This window comes from Paenibacillus sp. G2S3 (assembly GCF_030123105.1).
Lineage (GTDB): Bacteria > Bacillota > Bacilli > Paenibacillales > Paenibacillaceae > Paenibacillus_AQ.
Genome location: NZ_CP126095.1, coordinates 5,892,250 through 5,909,912 on the forward strand (window position 1 = coordinate 5,892,250; position 17,663 = coordinate 5,909,912).

Annotated in this window: 17 protein-coding genes; 3 read left to right on the plus strand and 14 right to left on the minus strand. The window is 46.6% G+C overall.

Features of this window, described 5'->3' with window-relative positions; genetic code table 11:
- Window positions 1-142: 142 nt before the first annotated feature.
- Window positions 143-1,219: a bifunctional 3-deoxy-7-phosphoheptulonate synthase/chorismate mutase gene (locus tag QNH28_RS25970; protein ID WP_060625754.1), complete on the minus strand. Its 1,077-nt coding sequence runs from the start codon at window positions 1,217-1,219 to the stop codon at window positions 143-145.
- 160 nt (window positions 1,220-1,379) lie between these two features.
- Entirely contained in the window at window positions 1,380-1,556 is a 177-nt protein-coding gene (locus tag QNH28_RS25975) for a hypothetical protein (RefSeq protein ID WP_283909121.1), read from the minus strand.
- A gap of 342 nt (window positions 1,557-1,898) precedes the next feature.
- Between QNH28_RS25975 and QNH28_RS25980 the strand changes: the two genes are divergently transcribed.
- Window positions 1,899-2,444, plus strand: a complete 546-nt coding sequence (locus QNH28_RS25980; RefSeq protein WP_283909122.1) for a glutathione peroxidase — start codon at window positions 1,899-1,901, stop codon at window positions 2,442-2,444.
- Between the two features lie 205 nt (window positions 2,445-2,649).
- Here QNH28_RS25980 and QNH28_RS25985 read toward each other — a convergent pair whose 3' ends face one another.
- From QNH28_RS25985 to QNH28_RS26030, 10 genes are all read right to left on the minus strand, one after another.
- On the minus strand, window positions 2,650-2,991 hold the full coding sequence (locus QNH28_RS25985; RefSeq protein WP_076285502.1) for a 4Fe-4S binding protein: 342 nt from the start codon (window positions 2,989-2,991) through the stop codon (window positions 2,650-2,652).
- Window positions 2,988-4,598: an FAD-binding protein gene (locus QNH28_RS25990; protein WP_283909123.1), complete on the minus strand. Its 1,611-nt coding sequence runs from the start codon at window positions 4,596-4,598 to the stop codon at window positions 2,988-2,990. Before QNH28_RS25990 ends, QNH28_RS25985 begins: the two co-directional genes overlap by 4 nt.
- Before the next feature lie 39 nt (window positions 4,599-4,637).
- On the minus strand, window positions 4,638-5,696 hold the full coding sequence (locus QNH28_RS25995; protein WP_283909124.1) for an ABC transporter substrate-binding protein: 1,059 nt from the start codon (window positions 5,694-5,696) through the stop codon (window positions 4,638-4,640).
- A 48-nt stretch (window positions 5,697-5,744) separates the two neighbouring features.
- Complete coding sequence (locus QNH28_RS26000; protein ID WP_283909125.1) at window positions 5,745-6,077, minus strand: 4Fe-4S dicluster domain-containing protein; 333 nt, start codon at window positions 6,075-6,077, stop codon at window positions 5,745-5,747.
- On the minus strand, window positions 6,074-7,681 hold the full coding sequence (locus tag QNH28_RS26005) for an FAD-dependent oxidoreductase (protein ID WP_283909126.1): 1,608 nt from the start codon (window positions 7,679-7,681) through the stop codon (window positions 6,074-6,076). The genes QNH28_RS26000 and QNH28_RS26005 overlap by 4 nt, the downstream gene beginning before the upstream one ends.
- A 23-nt stretch (window positions 7,682-7,704) precedes the next feature.
- Window positions 7,705-8,592, minus strand: coding sequence for an ABC transporter permease (locus QNH28_RS26010; RefSeq protein WP_283909127.1), 888 nt, complete (start codon window positions 8,590-8,592; stop codon window positions 7,705-7,707).
- Window positions 8,593-8,628: 36 nt separating this feature from the next.
- Complete coding sequence (locus QNH28_RS26015) at window positions 8,629-9,417, minus strand: ABC transporter permease (protein WP_481858412.1); 789 nt, start codon at window positions 9,415-9,417, stop codon at window positions 8,629-8,631.
- Between the two features lie 154 nt (window positions 9,418-9,571).
- Window positions 9,572-10,348 carry an ABC transporter ATP-binding protein gene (locus QNH28_RS26020; protein ID WP_283909129.1) on the minus strand — a complete coding sequence of 259 codons (777 nt, stop codon included), beginning with the start codon at window positions 10,346-10,348 and terminating at the stop codon, window positions 9,572-9,574.
- A 182-nt stretch (window positions 10,349-10,530) separates the two neighbouring features.
- Window positions 10,531-11,814 carry an ArsB/NhaD family transporter gene (locus QNH28_RS26025; RefSeq protein WP_283909130.1) on the minus strand — a complete coding sequence of 428 codons (1,284 nt, stop codon included), beginning with the start codon at window positions 11,812-11,814 and terminating at the stop codon, window positions 10,531-10,533.
- A gap of 164 nt (window positions 11,815-11,978) precedes the next feature.
- Window positions 11,979-13,316: a PQQ-binding-like beta-propeller repeat protein gene (locus tag QNH28_RS26030; RefSeq protein WP_283909131.1), complete on the minus strand. Its 1,338-nt coding sequence runs from the start codon at window positions 13,314-13,316 to the stop codon at window positions 11,979-11,981.
- A gap of 280 nt (window positions 13,317-13,596) precedes the next feature.
- Between QNH28_RS26030 and QNH28_RS26035 the strand changes: the two genes are divergently transcribed.
- A complete protein-coding gene (locus tag QNH28_RS26035) occupies window positions 13,597-14,682 on the plus strand; it encodes an LLM class flavin-dependent oxidoreductase (protein WP_283909132.1) in 1,086 nt (361 codons plus the stop codon).
- A gap of 369 nt (window positions 14,683-15,051) precedes the next feature.
- Here the strand turns inward: QNH28_RS26035 and QNH28_RS26040 are convergent, their stop codons facing one another.
- Together QNH28_RS26040 and QNH28_RS26045 are read right to left on the minus strand one after the other, a co-directional pair.
- On the minus strand, window positions 15,052-15,288 hold the full coding sequence (locus QNH28_RS26040; protein ID WP_076285512.1) for a hypothetical protein: 237 nt from the start codon (window positions 15,286-15,288) through the stop codon (window positions 15,052-15,054).
- Window positions 15,285-16,292 (minus strand): TIR domain-containing protein, encoded by a 1,008-nt coding sequence (locus QNH28_RS26045; protein WP_283909133.1) that lies wholly within the window; start codon window positions 16,290-16,292, stop codon window positions 15,285-15,287. Before QNH28_RS26045 ends, QNH28_RS26040 begins: the two co-directional genes overlap by 4 nt.
- A gap of 157 nt (window positions 16,293-16,449) precedes the next feature.
- On the opposite strand from QNH28_RS26045, the gene QNH28_RS26050 reads away from it, so the two are divergent.
- Window positions 16,450-17,592 (plus strand): N-acetylmuramoyl-L-alanine amidase family protein, encoded by a 1,143-nt coding sequence (locus tag QNH28_RS26050; RefSeq protein ID WP_283909134.1) that lies wholly within the window; start codon window positions 16,450-16,452, stop codon window positions 17,590-17,592.
- The last annotated feature ends 71 nt before the right edge of the window (window positions 17,593-17,663 follow it).

The following is a 17,663-nucleotide window of genomic DNA, read 5'->3' on the forward strand; positions in this document are numbered from 1 at the left end:
CGGGGCCGGTGCAACGCTAATGTTGCTAATTGTACTCGACCCGTCTTCACCTTAACAAAAAGATTAGTTAGACTTGTAAGCGCTTATTCACATCATTTTCTAGCGAATCCTTGAAATATCATTCAAATTCTATATTTCTAGATTACCGGTAAAGCCCGGAAGCTTTCACTTCATTGAAGAAGGTGTTGAATTCATCAATGTTCAGCTGCTGAGCGGCATCGGACAATGCAGTTGCAGGATCAGGATGCACCTCGACCATAATACCATCGGCTCCAGCTGCGAGTGCGGCTTTTGCGCAAGGAATAAGAATGTCTTTGCGTCCTGTGGAGTGAGTAACATCGACTAAAACTGGCAAATGGCATTCCTGCTTAAGGATAGGCACAGCTGAGATATCGAGCGTGTTGCGGGTCGCTTTTTCATACGTACGAATTCCGCGTTCAATCAACATGATTTGTGTATTACCACGAGACATGATGTATTCCGCTGCATGTATGAATTCATCGAGCGTAGCAGCCAATCCGCGTTTCAGCAGCACCGGCTTATTGACTTCTCCGACCGCTTTTAACAGCTCAAAATTATGCATGTTCCGTGCACCGATCTGGATGATATCTACGTAATCTAAGGACTCTTCAATATGTCTTGGATCTACAATTTCACTGATCGTCAGCAGGCCATAATCATTTGCTGCTTCACGTAATATTCTTAGGCCGTCCATACCTAGACCTTGGAAGTCATAAGGTGAAGTCCGCGGCTTGAAGGCACCTCCACGCATAACACGTACACCAGCCTTTTGCAGGGCTGCAGCTACGGTGCGGGTCTGTAGTTCGCTTTCTACGGAGCAAGGACCAGCTACCATCAGTGAAGAAGAACCGCCAACGGTAACATCTCCCGGCAGAACAATCACTGTGTCTTCTTTGTGGCTCTTACGTGCTACTAGTAAAGTTTTTTTATGTTCATCGGATTGTAAGTCCAGAGATGCTGAAAAAATTTGCTTGAAGAGGCTGCGGATAGTCCCGTTAGTGAAAGGTCCTTTGTTGCTCGCTACGAGCTGATCCAGCATTTTCTTTTCACGTTCTGGATCGAATTTAGGCACACCTTGCTTTTCTTTAACTACTCCAATCTCCTGCACAATTTTAGCCCGCTCGGAGATCAGCTCCAGCAATTGCCCATTAATCTCATCCAGACGACCTCTAAGAACATCCAATTCCACGTTACTCATTACCCTTCCACTCCCTCTTCTTATTTATAATTTGAAACGCAAAAAGGCCCCCCGTCGCAAGGGACGAGGAGCCGTGGTACCACCCTTATTTAGAATTAACCCGAATACTAGCACAAAGGAATAAAATATCGGATTCCCTTGACTAAAGATTAACTCTATCTTAAACCCGGTAACGCGGGGCGCGGGCCTCCCTACTCATACCTGTCACGACCTGTGACAATACTTCAGGGGCCGACTCGGAAGTGAACTTCGGCATTAATCGTCTCATGAGGGTGCTCTCAGTCTCCGGCACGCCTTCCCTGTTAAGATCCGCTAAAATGCTTACTCTCTTCGTCATAGTCTTATTTATGTCAGCGCGTCTTTTGCGCTGGTTTCTGCTATCTTAATCAAAAAATGTTTCCGATGCAAGATAATAATGGAACGCTGAGTAGCTTTAACGCAATAAAATCACATGAGATACAATTATTCTTATAACAACTCGCTAGAATAGGCTTTGAAGTATGAAATAACCCATACCCATACTATTCTGCCACTGCTTTAAAGGTTCCAATCCCCTCTCTATGTATGAAGTTGACAGCGATATTTTGATTGTTTACAATTAAATCATTGAAAATATTTCCTATTCTGATCCACTGTCAGCTTTAGCATTTACATTACATAACTGAAGGGATGTAGCAGCATGAGCATTTATCCATATACAGCACGCAGTATTCGAGGAAAAGAGATCGAACTAGAGGAATACAAAGGTAAAGTACTTTTGATTGTAAATACAGCAAGTAAGTGTGGGTTTACCCACCAATACTCCGACCTGCAAAAGCTCTATGCGCGATACGAAGATCGTGGCTTCCAAATTCTTGGTTTCCCTTCCAATCAGTTTGGGGAACAGGAACCTGGCAGCAATGAAGAAGTGAATGTATTTTGCCAAATCAATTACGGCGTTACGTTCCCTCTCTTTGAGAAGGTTGAAGTAAAGGGCGAAAATAAGCATCCCCTCTTCACTCACCTTACTAAGCAGGCTGGATTTGAAGGCTTCGACATGAACCATTCTTCAGGAAAGCTACTGCAAAGCATGCTTGAGAGCAAGGATCCGGAAGCACTGAACAATGACGAAATCAAATGGAACTTCACTAAATTCTTAATCGATCGCGAAGGTAATGTAATTACAAGATTCGAATCTACTGTGGATCCGCTGGATATTGAGCCAGCAATCGAAGCATTGTTATAGATTTTTCTTGATATATACCGAGCTAATGACATTAACTTAAAGCACAGTAGTCACTGCGGTGAATAATTGGACTTCCGGCCGCTGTTGTCCCCAGATTTCTTGATTGAAGCCGCTCTTCGCGGTGGAAATCCCGGGACAAAGGCCTACATAGATTGAATTTCTATACAACAATAAGCCGCCCAGACTCCAACTCTGGGCGGCTTTTTCATGTACGGTACTGCTCAGTAAATACTTCAAAATAAGGGGTGGTATCCCTTTCAGCCATTGAGCCATTAGCGCCCGGTCCCCAGCCGATCTCAGCCCGCCAGCTCCCTAGCAACCCTGTCTGGATTAGCGCCTCCTCATTTACACCGATCAGCTGATCCGCCTGTGGCGCTACATAAAGTGCATCTACAGGGCAATAAGCTTCACACATAAAACAAGTCTGGCAATCTTCCTGACGCGCAATAACCGGAATCTTCCCCTGCATTTCGAATACGTTTGTCGGACATACTTTCGTGCACAGTTTACAACCCACGCAGCGTTCAACGCTGATTAGTTCAATCATATCGCCTGCCCCTCCTTTAGTAAATTCAGTTCATGAGCATGGGGCACAGCCTCGGTACCGATGCTTATTTGCTCTATACCGGATACAATCAGCCGGTGGGTTTGACGCGGATCAAGCTCCGGATATTCCGCGAGCTTTTGCAGGCCGCGCGTCTCCTTCCGGGCCAGCGCGGCGGTGTACATCCATCTGCCGACCGCGAGCATAGCCGCGGCTTCGCGTGCTTGCACGATGCCCTGTACGGTGGCGGGAACGCGCCCGTTCAACAAGGGCATCAAGGCATTCAGCCGCTTCAAGGCTGAAGAAATGCCCGGTTCGCTGCGGAAATAGTTGATCTGCAGCGGCAAGATTTCACGCTGGATCGCCGCGACTAGCGGCTTCACCTCCAGCGTTTCCGAGGTGTCGGCGCCAGCCGCCAGCCCGTAGCGTCCCGCTGCGGTCAGGTTGCGGCTGTTCGCCTGCCCTCGGCTGGACCGCGCATGCTGCGCGGCTCCCTGGCCAGCCCAGCTTCCGCTGCACATGGCCCAGGAAGCGTTATAAGCCCCGCCGCCGGAGATGGCGCCGGTCACTTTCTCGCGAGATGCGGCATCTCCGGCCGCATAGAGTCCGGGCACGGTCGTCCGGCAGTCCGTGCCGCTCAAGCGCAAACCACCCGTGCCGCGCATGGTTCCCTCATAGCGCAGGGTGAGCGGGAATTTCTGCTTAAACGCATCAATTCCCGCCCGCTCCAGCGGCATAAAGAAGATCGGATGCGCTTTTCGCAGAAAATCCTGTTTCTCCGCTGTATCTGCCAGATCGAGCGAAGCATAAACCGGCCCCTTGAGCATCATTTCAGGAATGCTGCCAAAGGTCCGATCCCCTTTATGCAGCGGATGACCGTCCGCATCATAAAGCGTGGCCCACGCCAGCATGCGCCCACGTGTTACGGTTCCGTCTGCAAAGCTCGGCGCGTATTGGCGGCTGAATTCCATGCCCGACAGATCGGCTCCCACCTCGGCAGACATCAACAGCCCTTCACCTGTCAGTACGTTGCAGCCAAGACCTTTGCTGAGAAAAGCACAGCCTCCGGTTGCCATCACAACAGCATTGGCTTTCACTTCCCAAGACTCCCCTGTAAGGCGGTTGATCCCGCGTGCCCCACCAACCCCATATTCATCATGAAGAAGCTCTAGCGCTGGCGACTGATCGAGGATCGTGACCCCCGCTTTGCGGACAACTCTTCGCATAATCCGCATGTACTCTGGTCCGTGCAGATGTGTGCGCAGTGAGTTTCCTGCCTCATCCTTCGGAAAAGGATACCCCCATTGCTCTACTTGGGTCAGGTTCTGCTCTACCTGATCCAGCACACGGTGAATCCAGGCATTCTCCGACAAATATCCACCGGATTTCAACCTGGATTGAACCGCCTGCTCTCGCAACTCGGCAATCGGAGGGATAACGAGCAGCGTTGTACCGCCCGGAGCAGTAGCACCGCTTGTACCCAAGTAGCCCTTATCTGCCAGGACTACCTTTGCACCTTGCGACGCTGCACTCCATGCCGCCCAAGCTCCTGCCGGACCTCCGCCAAGCACAAGGACATCCACTGTCATTTCCTTCTTAAGCTGCGACATATCTTTTCCTCCCAAGCATTTGCGCTTTCCAAGCAATCGTTATTTCAGCTGCCAATCGCTAATATTGAAGTCTTTTTTCGCTAATTTTTCTTCGACAAGGAAGTTCTTGGTCCCCTCAAGTAGCTTGGTTCCTTCGTCTGTGAACGCGGTATCCTTAATATCGCTGATCGGATTTACTTGTTTGGCCAGCTCTGGTGTCGTATCTCCGATTTCAGCCAAAAATTGATAATATTCATCCTCGTGCTGCTTTAAGTCTGCCAAGGCTTTCTCACGAGCTTCGTTCCACACCTTCGGAAAGTCAGGGAATTTCGCCAGATAGTCCTCAGACACGACAGTTGCACTAGTGCCAAGCAAGTTCGGGTGCTTCGAGGCATCGTCTAAATGAATGTAGCCTTGGTCAATTAATTTCAGCGCAGGAACACCCAAGTTAGTCGTAGCATCTACATCTCCACGAGCCAAGGCTGCGGTAGCATCCGGAATGAGCATATGCACGAGTTTGTAGTCAGTTACACCTTCCTCCTGAAGTAATCCAACCACATAGCGGTGCATGAAGGAGCCTTTTTGAATGGCTATAGTCTTCCCTTGCAGATCTTTCACCGTCTTTGGTCCATCCTTCTTACCGATTAGATAACCGATAGTGTTGGCTGAGGATTGTGAAATCAGACGTGTCTTGGCACCAGAGGCATAAGCAATAATAGCAGGTGTATCCCCAAGGCTGCCGATATCCAACCGACCACTAATTAAAGATTCTGTCTGATCAGGACCGTTTGGAAAGCCCGTAAGCTTCACTTCAGTAATGCCATATTTCTTCAACTCTTCTTGAATGATCCCTTTATAAAAGCCCCAGCCCTCCGCACCACCTGGCACATTCAACTTATTGGAGCCTATAAAACCAAAGTTCAGTACCGCTGGAACGTTACTTGTGGCTTCGCCTCCAGATTTCTCTGTATTAGAGCCGCCGGTTGCAGATGCTTCATTGCCCCCAGCGTTATTTCCGCAAGCCTGAAGCACCAACATAATCATCATAATCGTAGAAAAAAGTGCAAATCGAACCCTTTTAGATCGTTTCCCTTGAATCTCTCTGTACGCTGGTTTCATTTCTTTCTCCCCCTAGATTTATGTTATTTATCTAAATCTTAATCAAGGTCAGAACCCTGCCCTCGACGCCAATTTGTACATAAAGTCATGACTTGCCACCGGCTGTCTACCTTTGCCCCAGCCTACTTTTTCACGATAACCACCAAGTAGTCCCTGCTCTTGAAGCCCTGCCTCTGTCACCCCAATCACTTTCTCTGAATCTGGCGCAACGTAGAGAGCATCCACAGGACAATACAACTCACACATAAAGCAAGTCTGGCAATCGCTCTGCCGGGCAATAACAGGAATGCCATCCTCTACCCGTTCGAAGACATTGGTCGGGCAGACCGATACACATTGGTTGCATTCTACACATCTGGCAGCGCTGAGCACCTCAATCATGATAGAACACCCTCCTTGGCCACGGCTTCTGTCTTCACCCATACCTGATCCAATCCACCGCTAATCAAGCGATGATGCTGATCTTGATCCGTTCCTTTAAAATCCTCACGCTTATGCATGCCCCTCGTCTCCGTACGGGCAAGCGCAGAATTGTACATCCAGCGGGCGGTAGCGGTCATGGCTTCTGCTTCACGCGCTTTAACCCCTTCAGGGGTAAGCTGAATTTCGCGGCTGCGTTGTTCTTTCCATAGTTCATCCAGACGACCTAATGAAGAGGTCAGTCCTTTGTTCGTACGAAATAAATTAATGTCATACGGCTTCACCTCAGCCTGCACAGCAGACACAACCTCTGTCGTTTGGGCTGTCACTCCCGGCTTCACTTCCTGATGTACCAGTGGTGAGGACGATAATCCTACTGGATTACGTTGTGCGACATGCGATCCGAGACTCTGAGCATAAACAGCAGCTCCTTCACCAGCAAAAGAGCCGGATGACATGGCCCAAGCCGCATTATGGCTCCCTCCACCAGTAAAGCCTCCGCAAATCAGCTCACGGGTAGCAGCATCTCCTGCTGCGTATAGACCTGGGACACCTGTACCACAGCTTTCATCCGTGATATGAATACCACCCGTCCCACGAACCGTTCCTTCGAGACGAAGCGTAACCGGAAAAGCATCCTTGAATGGATCGATTCCTTGGCGGTCAAATGGTAGGAAAAAGTTCGTTTGTCCTACCCGCAAAAGAGGTCTTAAATCCTCTGGTGCTCCATCCAGCTTGGCGTACACCTGATTGCCTGCCATCAGATTCCGTGCGATGACTGAACGTCCTTTCTTGGAACCCGCCCCTTCCACAATGCTTCCATCCTCATAATAAAAGCTGGCATAGTTGTAATACGCAGTCTTGGTCACAGAGGAGAACGTAGGGCAGATAGCATAGGCATTGGAGAATTCCATACCGGACAAGTTCGCCCCAGCCTCAGCTGCAAATAGATAGCCATCTCCGGTCAACACATTACAACCGAGGGCCTTACTTAAAAAAGCACACCCACCGGTAGCAATGACAACCGCTCCTGCCTGAACCGTCCAAGTCTCACCACTCTGCGTATGGACTCCAGCCGCTCCAGCTACGCCATGCTCATCCGCAAGGAGCTCCATGGCTGGGCTATGATCTAGAATTTTAACGCCTGCCTTTTTCACCAGCTTACGCATTAATTTCATATATTCCGGTCCCTGAAGACTCTTACGATATTGGTTACCCTGCTCATCTACAGGGAATGGATATCCTGAAACGCCAAGTTTGTTCATATTGGCATAGGTACGGTCTAGCACTCGGTCCATCCAGCGCGATTCAGCCAACTGACCGCCCAATATATAACGACTTGCTTTAGCTTCCTCCCGGAGCTTTTCATCCGGCTTCACATACCAGACCCCAGTTCCCGAGGGTGCCGTTGCACCGCTCGAACCGCAATAGCCTTTATCTGCGAGGACGACTTTCGCACCCTTCGCTGAGGCCGTAAGGGCTGCCCATGTTCCTGCAGGGCCTCCGCCTATCACGAGTACATCTGTCACCAAATGTAATGATCCTTTTTGTATCGATCCACTCATAGCTCAAGACCTCCTCAAATGGTTTACCCTTCGTAACTATCGCGCCAGAACAAGAATTTACGTTCAATGATTCTGAACAAAGAATCGATTAGCTTGCCGACTATAGCAAAAATAATAATGCCTACAAACACAACCTCTGTATTGGAATTTTGCTTCGCCTCATTGATCAAGAATCCGATGCCGGACTGTGATCCAATGAGTTCAGCTACAACAAGACCTATCCACGCTACAGCCAATGATAGCCGTAATCCTAACAAAATTCCGGGCAATGCTGCCGGTAATATCAGCCTGCGCAGCTTCTGGTACGGGCTAAAGCCTAACACCCGAGATACCTCGAACAGCTTATTGTCCACATTCCGGATGCCCATAAATGTATTAATATAGAGCGGAAAGAATGACCCTGTCAGAATGATCACTACTTTGGACATCTCTCCAAAGCCGAACCACAAAATAATAAGTGGTGCTATAGCTAAATGAGGGACAAGCCGTAGCACCTGTACGCTAGGATCGAGCACATATTCCACACTGCGAAACAAGCCAGTCAGTACTCCGAATAAAAGACCTAGAACCCCTCCGATAAGAAAACCAATTCCCGCTCTCCCCATACTGACACCTAGGTGATGAGTTAACTCTCCAGTAACCAATAGGTCGGAAAAAGCTTTGGCGATCGACAACGGAGTCGGAAGAAACTGTGCGGAGATCAGTCCGGTACTTCCTGCCAGCTGCCAAAGGACGATCGTCACCACCGGAATGATAGCACCGGTTCCCCAATCTGACAGTAAAGATTTCCATGCTATAGGTACCACAGATTTCTCCAATTTCTTAGTCGATAAAGGAGTAATATCACTGCTATCCAGCGATTCCCTTGCTCTTGTAGTGTTTTTTAAAATAGCTTCTACTCCATCGCTCATGGTGCATCCCCCTTTCGATTCATGCGCGTTTTCTGTTTATCCACGATAGTTGTCCTGCCATCTCAGCAGCCGTCGTTCAATGTAGCGAACAATAGAATCACTCACTAGTCCTGCAATGGCAAAAATAATAATTCCCACGAACACCACAGGTGTATCCGCAAATTGACGCGCGTCCGACATCATATACCCAATGCCCGAAGTGGATGCAATTAGCTCTGCCACTACCAGACCTAGCCAAGACAGCCCTAAGGAAAGGCGCACTCCGAGAATAATGTTCGGCAGCGCCGCTGGAAGTACTAGCCTTACAACTTGCTTTATAGGGCTAAATCCAAGCACTCTAGATACTTCGAACAGCTTGTTATCCACGCCGCGAATGCCCATGAACGTATTAATGTACAGCGGGAAAAATGCTCCTTTAGCAATCAATAGCACCTTGGACTCCTCACCGATCCCGAACCATAAGATAAACAGCGGTACTACCGCCAAACTTGGTATCATGCGAATCATTTGCAGGGATGGATCTAGCAATTTCTCTGATCTGCGGAACAGACCTACGAGAATGCCTAATAGTAGACCAAGTCCACCACCGAGCAGGAAGCCAGAAAGGGCTCTGACCAAGCTGATCTTAAAGTTCGGCCATAAATCCCCAGAAGCGGCCAAGGTTACAAAAGATTCAGCAATGGTATACGGTGTCGGGAACAGCATCTCTGAGATCAATCCATTGTGTCCAAGAATCTGCCACAGAATCAGCACAGTGCCCGGTAGCAGAAGGCCCAGTCCCAATGTGGTTACCTTTCCGGGGCGTCCGGAAGTTCTTACGGCCATAGCCCGATTTGTCATGCTCTGCACCCACCTTTTTTTAGCTTTACAATCTCTTTAAATAACAAAAAGAGACCCTCGAATATTGAACAATTTCGGAGGTCTCCATCGGTATGGTCGACATATTTATTTTCATTTAGGCTACTTTAATTTGAGAATGCTATATTCCTGCCCCGTCAACAAGCTCAAGCTCATCTACTTTTTCAAAATAATTCAGTACCTTCAGGCGTAGCTCTTGAAAGGAAGACGTTGTTTTTTTACGCGGATATGGCAAATCAACCGGCACAATCTTACGTATTTTCCCTGGGCGCGGTTCTAGAATGACTACCCGATTGCCTAGGAATACAGCCTCATCAATATCATGCGTTACAAAAATCATGGTCGTTTTGTTGGCCCGCCAAATGTCCAGTAACACCGTCTGCATATGCGCTCTAGTGAACGCATCCAGTGCACCAAACGGTTCATCCAGGAGCAGAATTTTGGGATTTCGCAGGAGCGCACGGGCTATCGCCACCCGCTGGGCCATCCCTCCCGATAGTTCCCGGGGATAGGATTTCTCAAAACCATTTAGCTTCACCAGATCGATCAACTCATCGACCTTCCGCCTAACCTCCTTATTCCCTAGCGGCAAATCGGAAGCAATATTCTTCTCTACAGTGAGCCAAGGAAAGAGACGATGCTCTTGAAAAATAAATCCCTTATCAATTCCGGGACCTCCAATCTCCGTCCCTTCTAAGGTAACACTCCCCGTATATCCACTGTCCAAACCGGCCACGATGCGCAGCAGCGTGCTTTTGCCACAGCCACTGGGACCGATCACTGTAATGAATTCCCCTTCCTGCACATGGAGATCAACATTATACAGTGCCTGAACATGCCCTCCACTAGACTCAAAACGTTTATTTAGATTTGAAATCGACAGCAACGCTTCTCCCATCGTGACCCCTCCTTCAATTCTGTATACAAAAAAAACAGAGGTATTGCGCTTTTACATTCGCAATACCTCTGTAGGAACAGTCGGTAATTATTATTCAAAGTAAATCAATTGGAATTATAATATTTAAAATATCATCCATTTGAAAAGCTGTCAACAATAAAACTTATTTCAGACACACTCGTTCACATCAGATATCTTAAATATAAATATACGCTTGAGATCATAATGGACAGCAGCATTAAGGGGAAGCCCACCTTTAAATACTTCATGAACGTAATCGGGTAGCCCTCTTTTCCAGCTAGACCGGCAACGATCAGATTGGCACTAGCCCCGATCAATGTACCATTGCCACCCAAGCAGGCACCCAAGGCTAGACTCCACCAGAGGGGCTCCAGATTGGTGATTCCCATCTGCCCCATCTCCTGAATTAAAGGAATCATCGTTGCTACAAAAGGAATGTTATCTAGAAACGCAGAAGCAATTGCACTGACCCATAAGATCATCATCGAGCTCATGAGCACATCCCCACCTGTTAAATCAATCGCTTTGGCAGCCAGCTCCGCGATGACACCTGTCTCGACGAGTCCTGATACCAGAACAAACAGTCCGATAAAAAAGAATATTGTAATCCATTCCACGCTGTGAAAAGCTTTTTCCAGCATATGTTCTCCTCCGGTTAGTAAGAGCAGTAAAAAAGCCCCTGCTAAGGCAACCGTGGCAGACTCCAAATGTAACGCCTGGTGTAAAAAGAAGCCCGTAATCGTAATTCCAAGTACGATTAAACATTTTCGCAGCAGCTTATGATCCGTAATCATTGCCTTCTCGTCCATGTTCATGATGCTTTGCTGCAATTCCGGAGTGGATTTAATTTGCTTACCAAACATGAGTAGTAAAAGCGGGATATACGCCAACATAATGATGATGATCACAGGTGTCAGATTGCTGATAAAAGACATAAACGTCAGCTCTTTCACAGCGCTGCCAATCATTATATTAGGTGGATCTCCGATCAATGTTGCCGTCCCACCGACATTCGATGCAATAATTTGTGACATTAAAAAAGGCAGCGGATTTATGCGCAGTTGCCTTGTAATACTGAAGGTAACGGGTACCATTAGCAGCACTGTAGTAACATTATCCAAGAAAGCAGAAGCCACTGCTGTAATAACAAATAAGGCAATCAGTATTCTTCTCGGCTTCCCTTTCGCCAGCTTAGCTGATTTCACTGCCGCATATTTAAAGAGTCCTGTCTCTGCAGTAATCCCTACAATCATCATCATGCCTACAAGTAAACCAAGGGTATTGAAATCAATGTGATGCAGTGCCGTCTCCTGATCCACAATGCCCATCGCTACCATAACTATAGCGCCTAACATCGCCAGGATCGTACGGTGAATTTTTTCAGAAATAATTAGCCCATAAATTAGTAGAAAAATACCTATCGCCCAAATCGCTTGCTGTTCCATGATATCCCTCGGTCCTTCTCTTTAATTTCGTTAATGTATAACCTACTCATTATATAACCTATTTATCATAAAATAGATTTGTATTTTTCGCACTGGAATTGTGGATTATCCATAAAAAAAAACGACTCTGCCGAGTATTTATCGGAGAGCCGTTATGGAATCGATTATTTGATTTTCAAAACCTGAGGCTCCTTGAAAGCGGTCAAAATCCCTTTGCTCTGCACAATAATCATACCGCTTTCCAGCAAGGTTGGGCCGAACACTCTACCTGATGTTTTGAGCTGCACAATCGGTTTTGCTGAAATCAGATCTATTGCGATTAATTTCCCGTCAGTCTGGGCCACATACATACCATGTCCGAGCAGATCAAAGCGGGCAATCAGATTGCTGATTCCAGTATATTGAACCACTGATTTATTGGCCATTTTAACACCATAAATGCTCTGTTCGTTACTAAAAAGAATTCTTCCATCATAAGGACCAGCGGCGTAGGATAACTTAGCTCCGATGGATTCGTAGGAATAATTATCCCGTGTTACGGTAGCAGGATCAGCATTTACTGGATAGCTGTAGACTCCTTTTTGTCCTGTTATAAAAATTCTGTCACCGTCACTCCAGGCACTGCCCCCCTTTGGTGCTTCGGGATCATTTGGGTCTATGTTAGCAGGGTTATAAACTACTGTCTTCACTACTTTACCTGTCTTAACATCCAAACTGTCGAGTGTAGTAAGAGGAAGAGCATCGAATAAGGTAGCCTTTCGTTGTGTTATAAGCGTTCCATTAATCTCAGCAATCGGAAAATAATGATCTCTGTTATTCCAAAGCTCTTTACCCGTTGTTCGATCAAAGGCATGTAGAATGTCATACGTATACGCTCCGGATTCTGAGTTTTGAGCTAATATCAGGTTCCCCTCAACCATGAACGGTTCATACAGCTTTTCACCGAAATTATCACGCCACTGTAATTTTCCATCCTTCAGATTGAAGGCTTGAATATCACCATTGGCGGCAAAAAGCTGATCTTTATCAATAACTAATTGGCTGATGCCTTTACTGTTTGCTGATGAACTCCATTTATTTTTTCCATTAGCTGCGTTGACTGCATAGATTGTGCCCGCTTCTGAAGTCACATAGGCCACACCATCTTGATAAAGTAGCGGTGCCTTTAATTTGGAGCCGTATTTCCACATTACTTTTCCCGTCTGGGCGTTAATGGCTAAAAGCTGGCCCTTTTGAAGGATAAAAGCTTTACCTGCGCCGGCTGCAACAACGCCCTTACCCATAATGTAGTCCGTTGGTAAATCTCCTAGCGTTGGCAAATCCATCGTAGTTGACCACTCAACCTTCGCAGCAGACAGATTTGCATAATAATCATCTAAATTCGAGCCTATAAAAGAGGTGTGTGAATCAGCCGCAGCAGCTTGTACCGGGTTTACCATAAGCAATACCCCTAAACCAATAATTGCAGTACGAAGATATGACTTCAATAATGTTCCTCTCATGACCTAACTCCTCCTCTATGTACCTCATTTTCCCTTTCCAAAAAGCTACATGCACATGATTCCTCTCATTTGGATAGTTTCTCAAAATCAAAATATAATACTAAGACGAGCAGAATGTAAAAACATGGATTAACCTTCCTCATTTTGACATTAATAAGAGCAGAAATCAAAACATTTACTCATAAACTTACAATTTGTAAGTTATTGTGTTATAATAATCACATTCTTCCATAAACGAACATGCTTTATCAAATATATAAATAACAAGGGGTTTGTGATCATGAGTAACGAGGTAACCACAGCACCAGCATCCGACTTTGAATTCGGGATCTACACCTTAGGAGACATTGTAGCTGATTGTCATACCGGTAATAAGATCAGCCCGAAACAACGACTCGACGAAGTTATAGCTGCGGCCAAGCTGGCGGATGAAGCAGGGCTTGATGTATTTGGTGTAGGTGAGCATCACCGACTTGATTTCGCGATTTCTTCGGTTCCAGTCGTTCTGGCAGCCATCTCCCAGGTTACTCACAGAATCAAGCTGACGAGTGCCACTACTGTATTAAGCACGATTGATCCCGTGCGCGTGTTCGAGGATTTCGCCACACTTGATTTACTGTCGAATGGCCGTGCAGAAATTATTGCTGGACGTGGTGCTTTTGTGGAATCTTTTCCGCTCTTTGGGTACGAACTTGAAGACTATCATCGACTATTCGCCGAGAATATTAATCTGCTTCTCGAGCTTAATAAGCATGAAATTATGAACTGGGAGGGTTCCTTCCGCTCATCCTTGAAGGATTCTGAGATTGCACCACGCCCTCTTCAGCAAAGCCTTCCTGTATGGATAGGTGTAGGTGGTTCTCCTGAAAGCGCGGAGAAAGCTGGCGTACTCGGAACTGGAATGGCTATCGCCATTCTTAGCGGTAGTCCAGAGCCTTTCCAAGAGCTTGCTGCAACTTATCGACGCGCTGGAATTCAGGCGGGCCATGCACCTGAGGCTTTAAAGATTGCGATTACCAGCCACGGCTACATTGCCGAAACCTCACAGCAGGCGCTGGATGAATATTACCCGTATTACTATAGTTATCGTAATTCCATCAGCCCAAAACCTGGTCAAGAATACAGCGTTTCTCGTGACGACTTTGGGCAATATGTATCTGCTGATAACACGATGGCTGTAGGTAGCCCGCAGCAAATTATCGAAAAAATTCTTTATCAGCATGAGCTGTTCGGCCATAGCCGCTTTATGACTCAGCTCGACATCGGCGGCCTTCCTTACGCCAAGGTAGCCAAGGCTATTGAACTATTGGCAACAGAGGTTGCCCCTGTCGTACGACGCGAGATTGCCAAGAAGAATAGCCGATAGAACTGAGGGGCTGTACCAGTAAATAAAAAAGCACTTCTCCCGCTCGTGGAGAAGTGCTTTTTGTGCTGTTGCAACATTGTGTCTTGCTGTAAGAAGTGAACCGGATGCTCTGCTCAAGAATTAGGGAATATCTCCCTGAAAATCGGAGATTTCTACTCAATAGACTAACAATTAGGGAATACCTCCCTATAATTAACCTGATTCGGCGGTAAATATAGATATTCCCCCGATTTTTAGGGAGGAATTCCCTGATTTCACTCATTTAGAGTAATTATCAGCTATTTTCAGGGAGCTTTTCCCTAATTACTCTCAAAAAAAAGAAGCTGCCCATAAGTAGATCACTACTTTTGAGACAGCCACTTATGCTCATCACGCAAAGGATGGTTTATTGTTGTCTACCTTCCCGCTAATAAGCTTCTTATATTCATCGTCTCCACCATCTAAAGAAGGCGCAGTATAAATTTGAGCTGAAGCTGGTTGCTGAGCGGAATGGCTCGACCCTGTTTTGCTTGTGGTATTCTTATTATCTTCTGCACTCCTGCTTCCACCACTTGCAGAGCGGAGAACAGCACCCGATAAGTTGTTAATACCCTTTATTCGCTTCATGCTGAATCCTCCCCTACTAAATGATTGATGGTACGGAATAAATCCTGATTATTCTCAACTACCGCTTTAAGATCATCCGCAGATAATCCATCACTCCCTGAAAAATGTACGGAAAGAACATACTTCTTACCTAGAGGATAGCATAGGATATATACCTCCGCAACTTCCGTGCGTTGAAAAAAAGTCCATTTGCTCGATAAAAATGCATCTACCACACTAGGCTGCTTCTCATTCCCTTTCGTCACAGTCAAGGAATAGGAGTGACCACGTCCGACATTTCCACCCACCTGAGCAAGCTGTTCCTTCTCTTGAGCCTGCCAGATCGCAGCACCGATCACACGACAATGCTTCGGAGGTAAGAAAGAATTGCGTATCGCCTCACTGAGTGCGTGATACTTCTCTCCACCCTCAGAGATGGTCACATTACTATTATATTGCCAAAAAAAATGAAGGATACTTTCTTTGCGCCTTAATTCCATCTTTAGTTGCTCTAAATCTTTCACCGGGTCACGGAATCTTCCAAGCCCTTGAATACTATCAATAATTTTACCACAGCTCACATCTACAGCAGCCGTAGGATTATCATGGTGCATCTCATACTCTAAAGCTGTAATTCCCGACAAATCGGACAACAGATGATATTCTTCAACATTCTGTCCAGGGATTAAATCGTCGCGGGCAGTCACCTGATCCGGCACTAAGCAAAAGACGCGATTACGCCGCAATCTGGCCCAAAACAAGCCCATTTCAAACCCTGTATTATCACGAGTCACATAATAAAATTTACCGCGTATTTTGGCGACATCATCTGGCGAGAACACAAATACGGCAAAATCGCTCTCATCCAAATTTCTCTCCAGTGCCTCCATCGTATATTCATTCGCTCGAAAGGCATTAGCATACCAAGGATGTACTTCAGCATCCCTCTTCAGCTGCTCATGAATCGCTCTTGCATAACGTATGGATTCTCTGGAAGATCCAATGAATAGCTTTGGTTTAGTCACGGCAGTACTCCTTCATCCTTCCCGATATGTAATAATTATACAAGTCTTTAGACCACCGGAAAAGAGGCCAAGTCCTCAAATTCATCTCAAAAAATATTATTCTAAACCTCGTAAAGTGGGTAAAAAATTACGACTACTTTGAAAAAGCGAGGATACTATGAAGAAAATGATAGGTGTCACGTTGCTCACAGCTTGCCTTTTGGGTATAGCAGCACCACAGTCTGCTGAAGCCAAAACATCAGCGGAAAGTTATACCGCTCAGGTATATGCGAACTCTCTAAATGTACGCAATGAGCCGGCAAAGAATGCAACTGTTGTAGGATCTATTAAGAACGGAGCAAAGGTAACTGTGACCGATGAACAGCACGGATGGTTAAAAGTTAAGACGGGTAACATCTCTGGCTGGGTAGCCGGCTATTACCTAAAAAAGGTGAACAATAGCTCCAAGCAATCTGGCGCTTCTGGATCATCTGTTGCTTCCAAACCCAGCACTGCTTCTTCCACCTCTTTGAGTAGTACCACAAAGGTTACAGTTACGGCAGATTCACTGCGCATCCGAAGCGGTCCAGGAACACAATATAAGGTACTCGGTTCTTTAAAAGCTAAGGATTCTGTCGCCCTCCTTCTTCGTCAGAACGATTGGGCGCGAATTCGAACAGCTAGCGGTGACATCGGTTGGGTCGCAGCGCAATATATCCGAACTGGAACCATACTAAGCAACACAAGCACTACAAGCACCGTTTCGCGCACAGGAAATTTACGAGGAAAATTAATCGTCGTAGATCCCGGTCATGGCGGCAGTGATCCGGGTATGCTCGGCACTACATATAACACCATGGAAAAGGATTTGAATCTGCAAACCGCACTTTATCTCCGCGATGCCCTTTTAGCTAAAGGTGCACGGGTTGAGATGACACGTACCCGGGAGGATCAGAAGCCTACGCTCGCTAGGCGTGCTCAGATGAGTGAGGCTTTGCGTGCAGATGCATTTGTAAGCATTCATTATAATTCTTCTCCGAAAAAAGTATCTGGGACACTGACCTTCTTCTACTCCGAATCCGATGATCTGAAGCTGGCACGAGCGATTGAAACCCGGCTGGGACAAGGTATCGGTCTTAAGAGCAACGGGTTGTCCTTTGGCGATTATCACATCCTAAGGGAGAATCGAATTCCAGCTACCTTAGTTGAACTCGGATTTCTTACCAACCCTACAGATGAGTCTATTGTCCGCAAATCCTCCTATCAGAAAAAAGCAGCCAAGGCTATCGCGGAAGGATTGGCAGACTACTTCAGAAACTAGCCAGACCTACAAATAATCAGCAAAGAAGCAGGCTAGGAAATTCCCTAGCCTGCCTTAGTTTGTATTTCATA

What these genes read in the sequence shown, in the direction of transcription:
- QNH28_RS25970 (WP_060625754.1), bottom strand. Translation starts at nt 1,219, where the DNA reads ATGAGTAACGTGGAATTGGATGTTCTTAGAGGTCGTCTGGATGAGATT.
- QNH28_RS26050 (WP_283909134.1), top strand. Translation starts at nt 16,450, where the DNA reads ATGAAGAAAATGATAGGTGTCACGTTGCTCACAGCTTGCCTTTTGGGT.
- QNH28_RS26025 (WP_283909130.1), bottom strand. Translation starts at nt 11,814, where the DNA reads ATGGAACAGCAAGCGATTTGGGCGATAGGTATTTTTCTACTAATTTAT.
- QNH28_RS26040 (WP_076285512.1), bottom strand. Translation starts at nt 15,288, where the DNA reads ATGAAGCGAATAAAGGGTATTAACAACTTATCGGGTGCTGTTCTCCGC.
- QNH28_RS26010 (WP_283909127.1), bottom strand. Translation starts at nt 8,592, where the DNA reads ATGAGCGATGGAGTAGAAGCTATTTTAAAAAACACTACAAGAGCAAGG.
- QNH28_RS26000 (WP_283909125.1), bottom strand. Translation starts at nt 6,077, where the DNA reads ATGATTGAGGTGCTCAGCGCTGCCAGATGTGTAGAATGCAACCAATGT.
- QNH28_RS25985 (WP_076285502.1), bottom strand. Translation starts at nt 2,991, where the DNA reads ATGATTGAACTAATCAGCGTTGAACGCTGCGTGGGTTGTAAACTGTGC.
- QNH28_RS26005 (WP_283909126.1), bottom strand. Translation starts at nt 7,681, where the DNA reads ATGAGTGGATCGATACAAAAAGGATCATTACATTTGGTGACAGATGTA.
- QNH28_RS25975 (WP_283909121.1), bottom strand. Translation starts at nt 1,556, where the DNA reads ATGACGAAGAGAGTAAGCATTTTAGCGGATCTTAACAGGGAAGGCGTG.
- QNH28_RS26030 (WP_283909131.1), bottom strand. Translation starts at nt 13,316, where the DNA reads ATGAGAGGAACATTATTGAAGTCATATCTTCGTACTGCAATTATTGGT.
- QNH28_RS26035 (WP_283909132.1), top strand. Translation starts at nt 13,597, where the DNA reads ATGAGTAACGAGGTAACCACAGCACCAGCATCCGACTTTGAATTCGGG.
- QNH28_RS26015 (WP_481858412.1), bottom strand. Translation starts at nt 9,417, where the DNA reads ATGGCCGTAAGAACTTCCGGACGCCCCGGAAAGGTAACCACATTGGGA.
- QNH28_RS26020 (WP_283909129.1), bottom strand. Translation starts at nt 10,348, where the DNA reads ATGGGAGAAGCGTTGCTGTCGATTTCAAATCTAAATAAACGTTTTGAG.
- QNH28_RS25995 (WP_283909124.1), bottom strand. Translation starts at nt 5,696, where the DNA reads ATGAAACCAGCGTACAGAGAGATTCAAGGGAAACGATCTAAAAGGGTT.
- QNH28_RS25980 (WP_283909122.1), top strand. Translation starts at nt 1,899, where the DNA reads ATGAGCATTTATCCATATACAGCACGCAGTATTCGAGGAAAAGAGATC.
- QNH28_RS25990 (WP_283909123.1), bottom strand. Translation starts at nt 4,598, where the DNA reads ATGTCGCAGCTTAAGAAGGAAATGACAGTGGATGTCCTTGTGCTTGGC.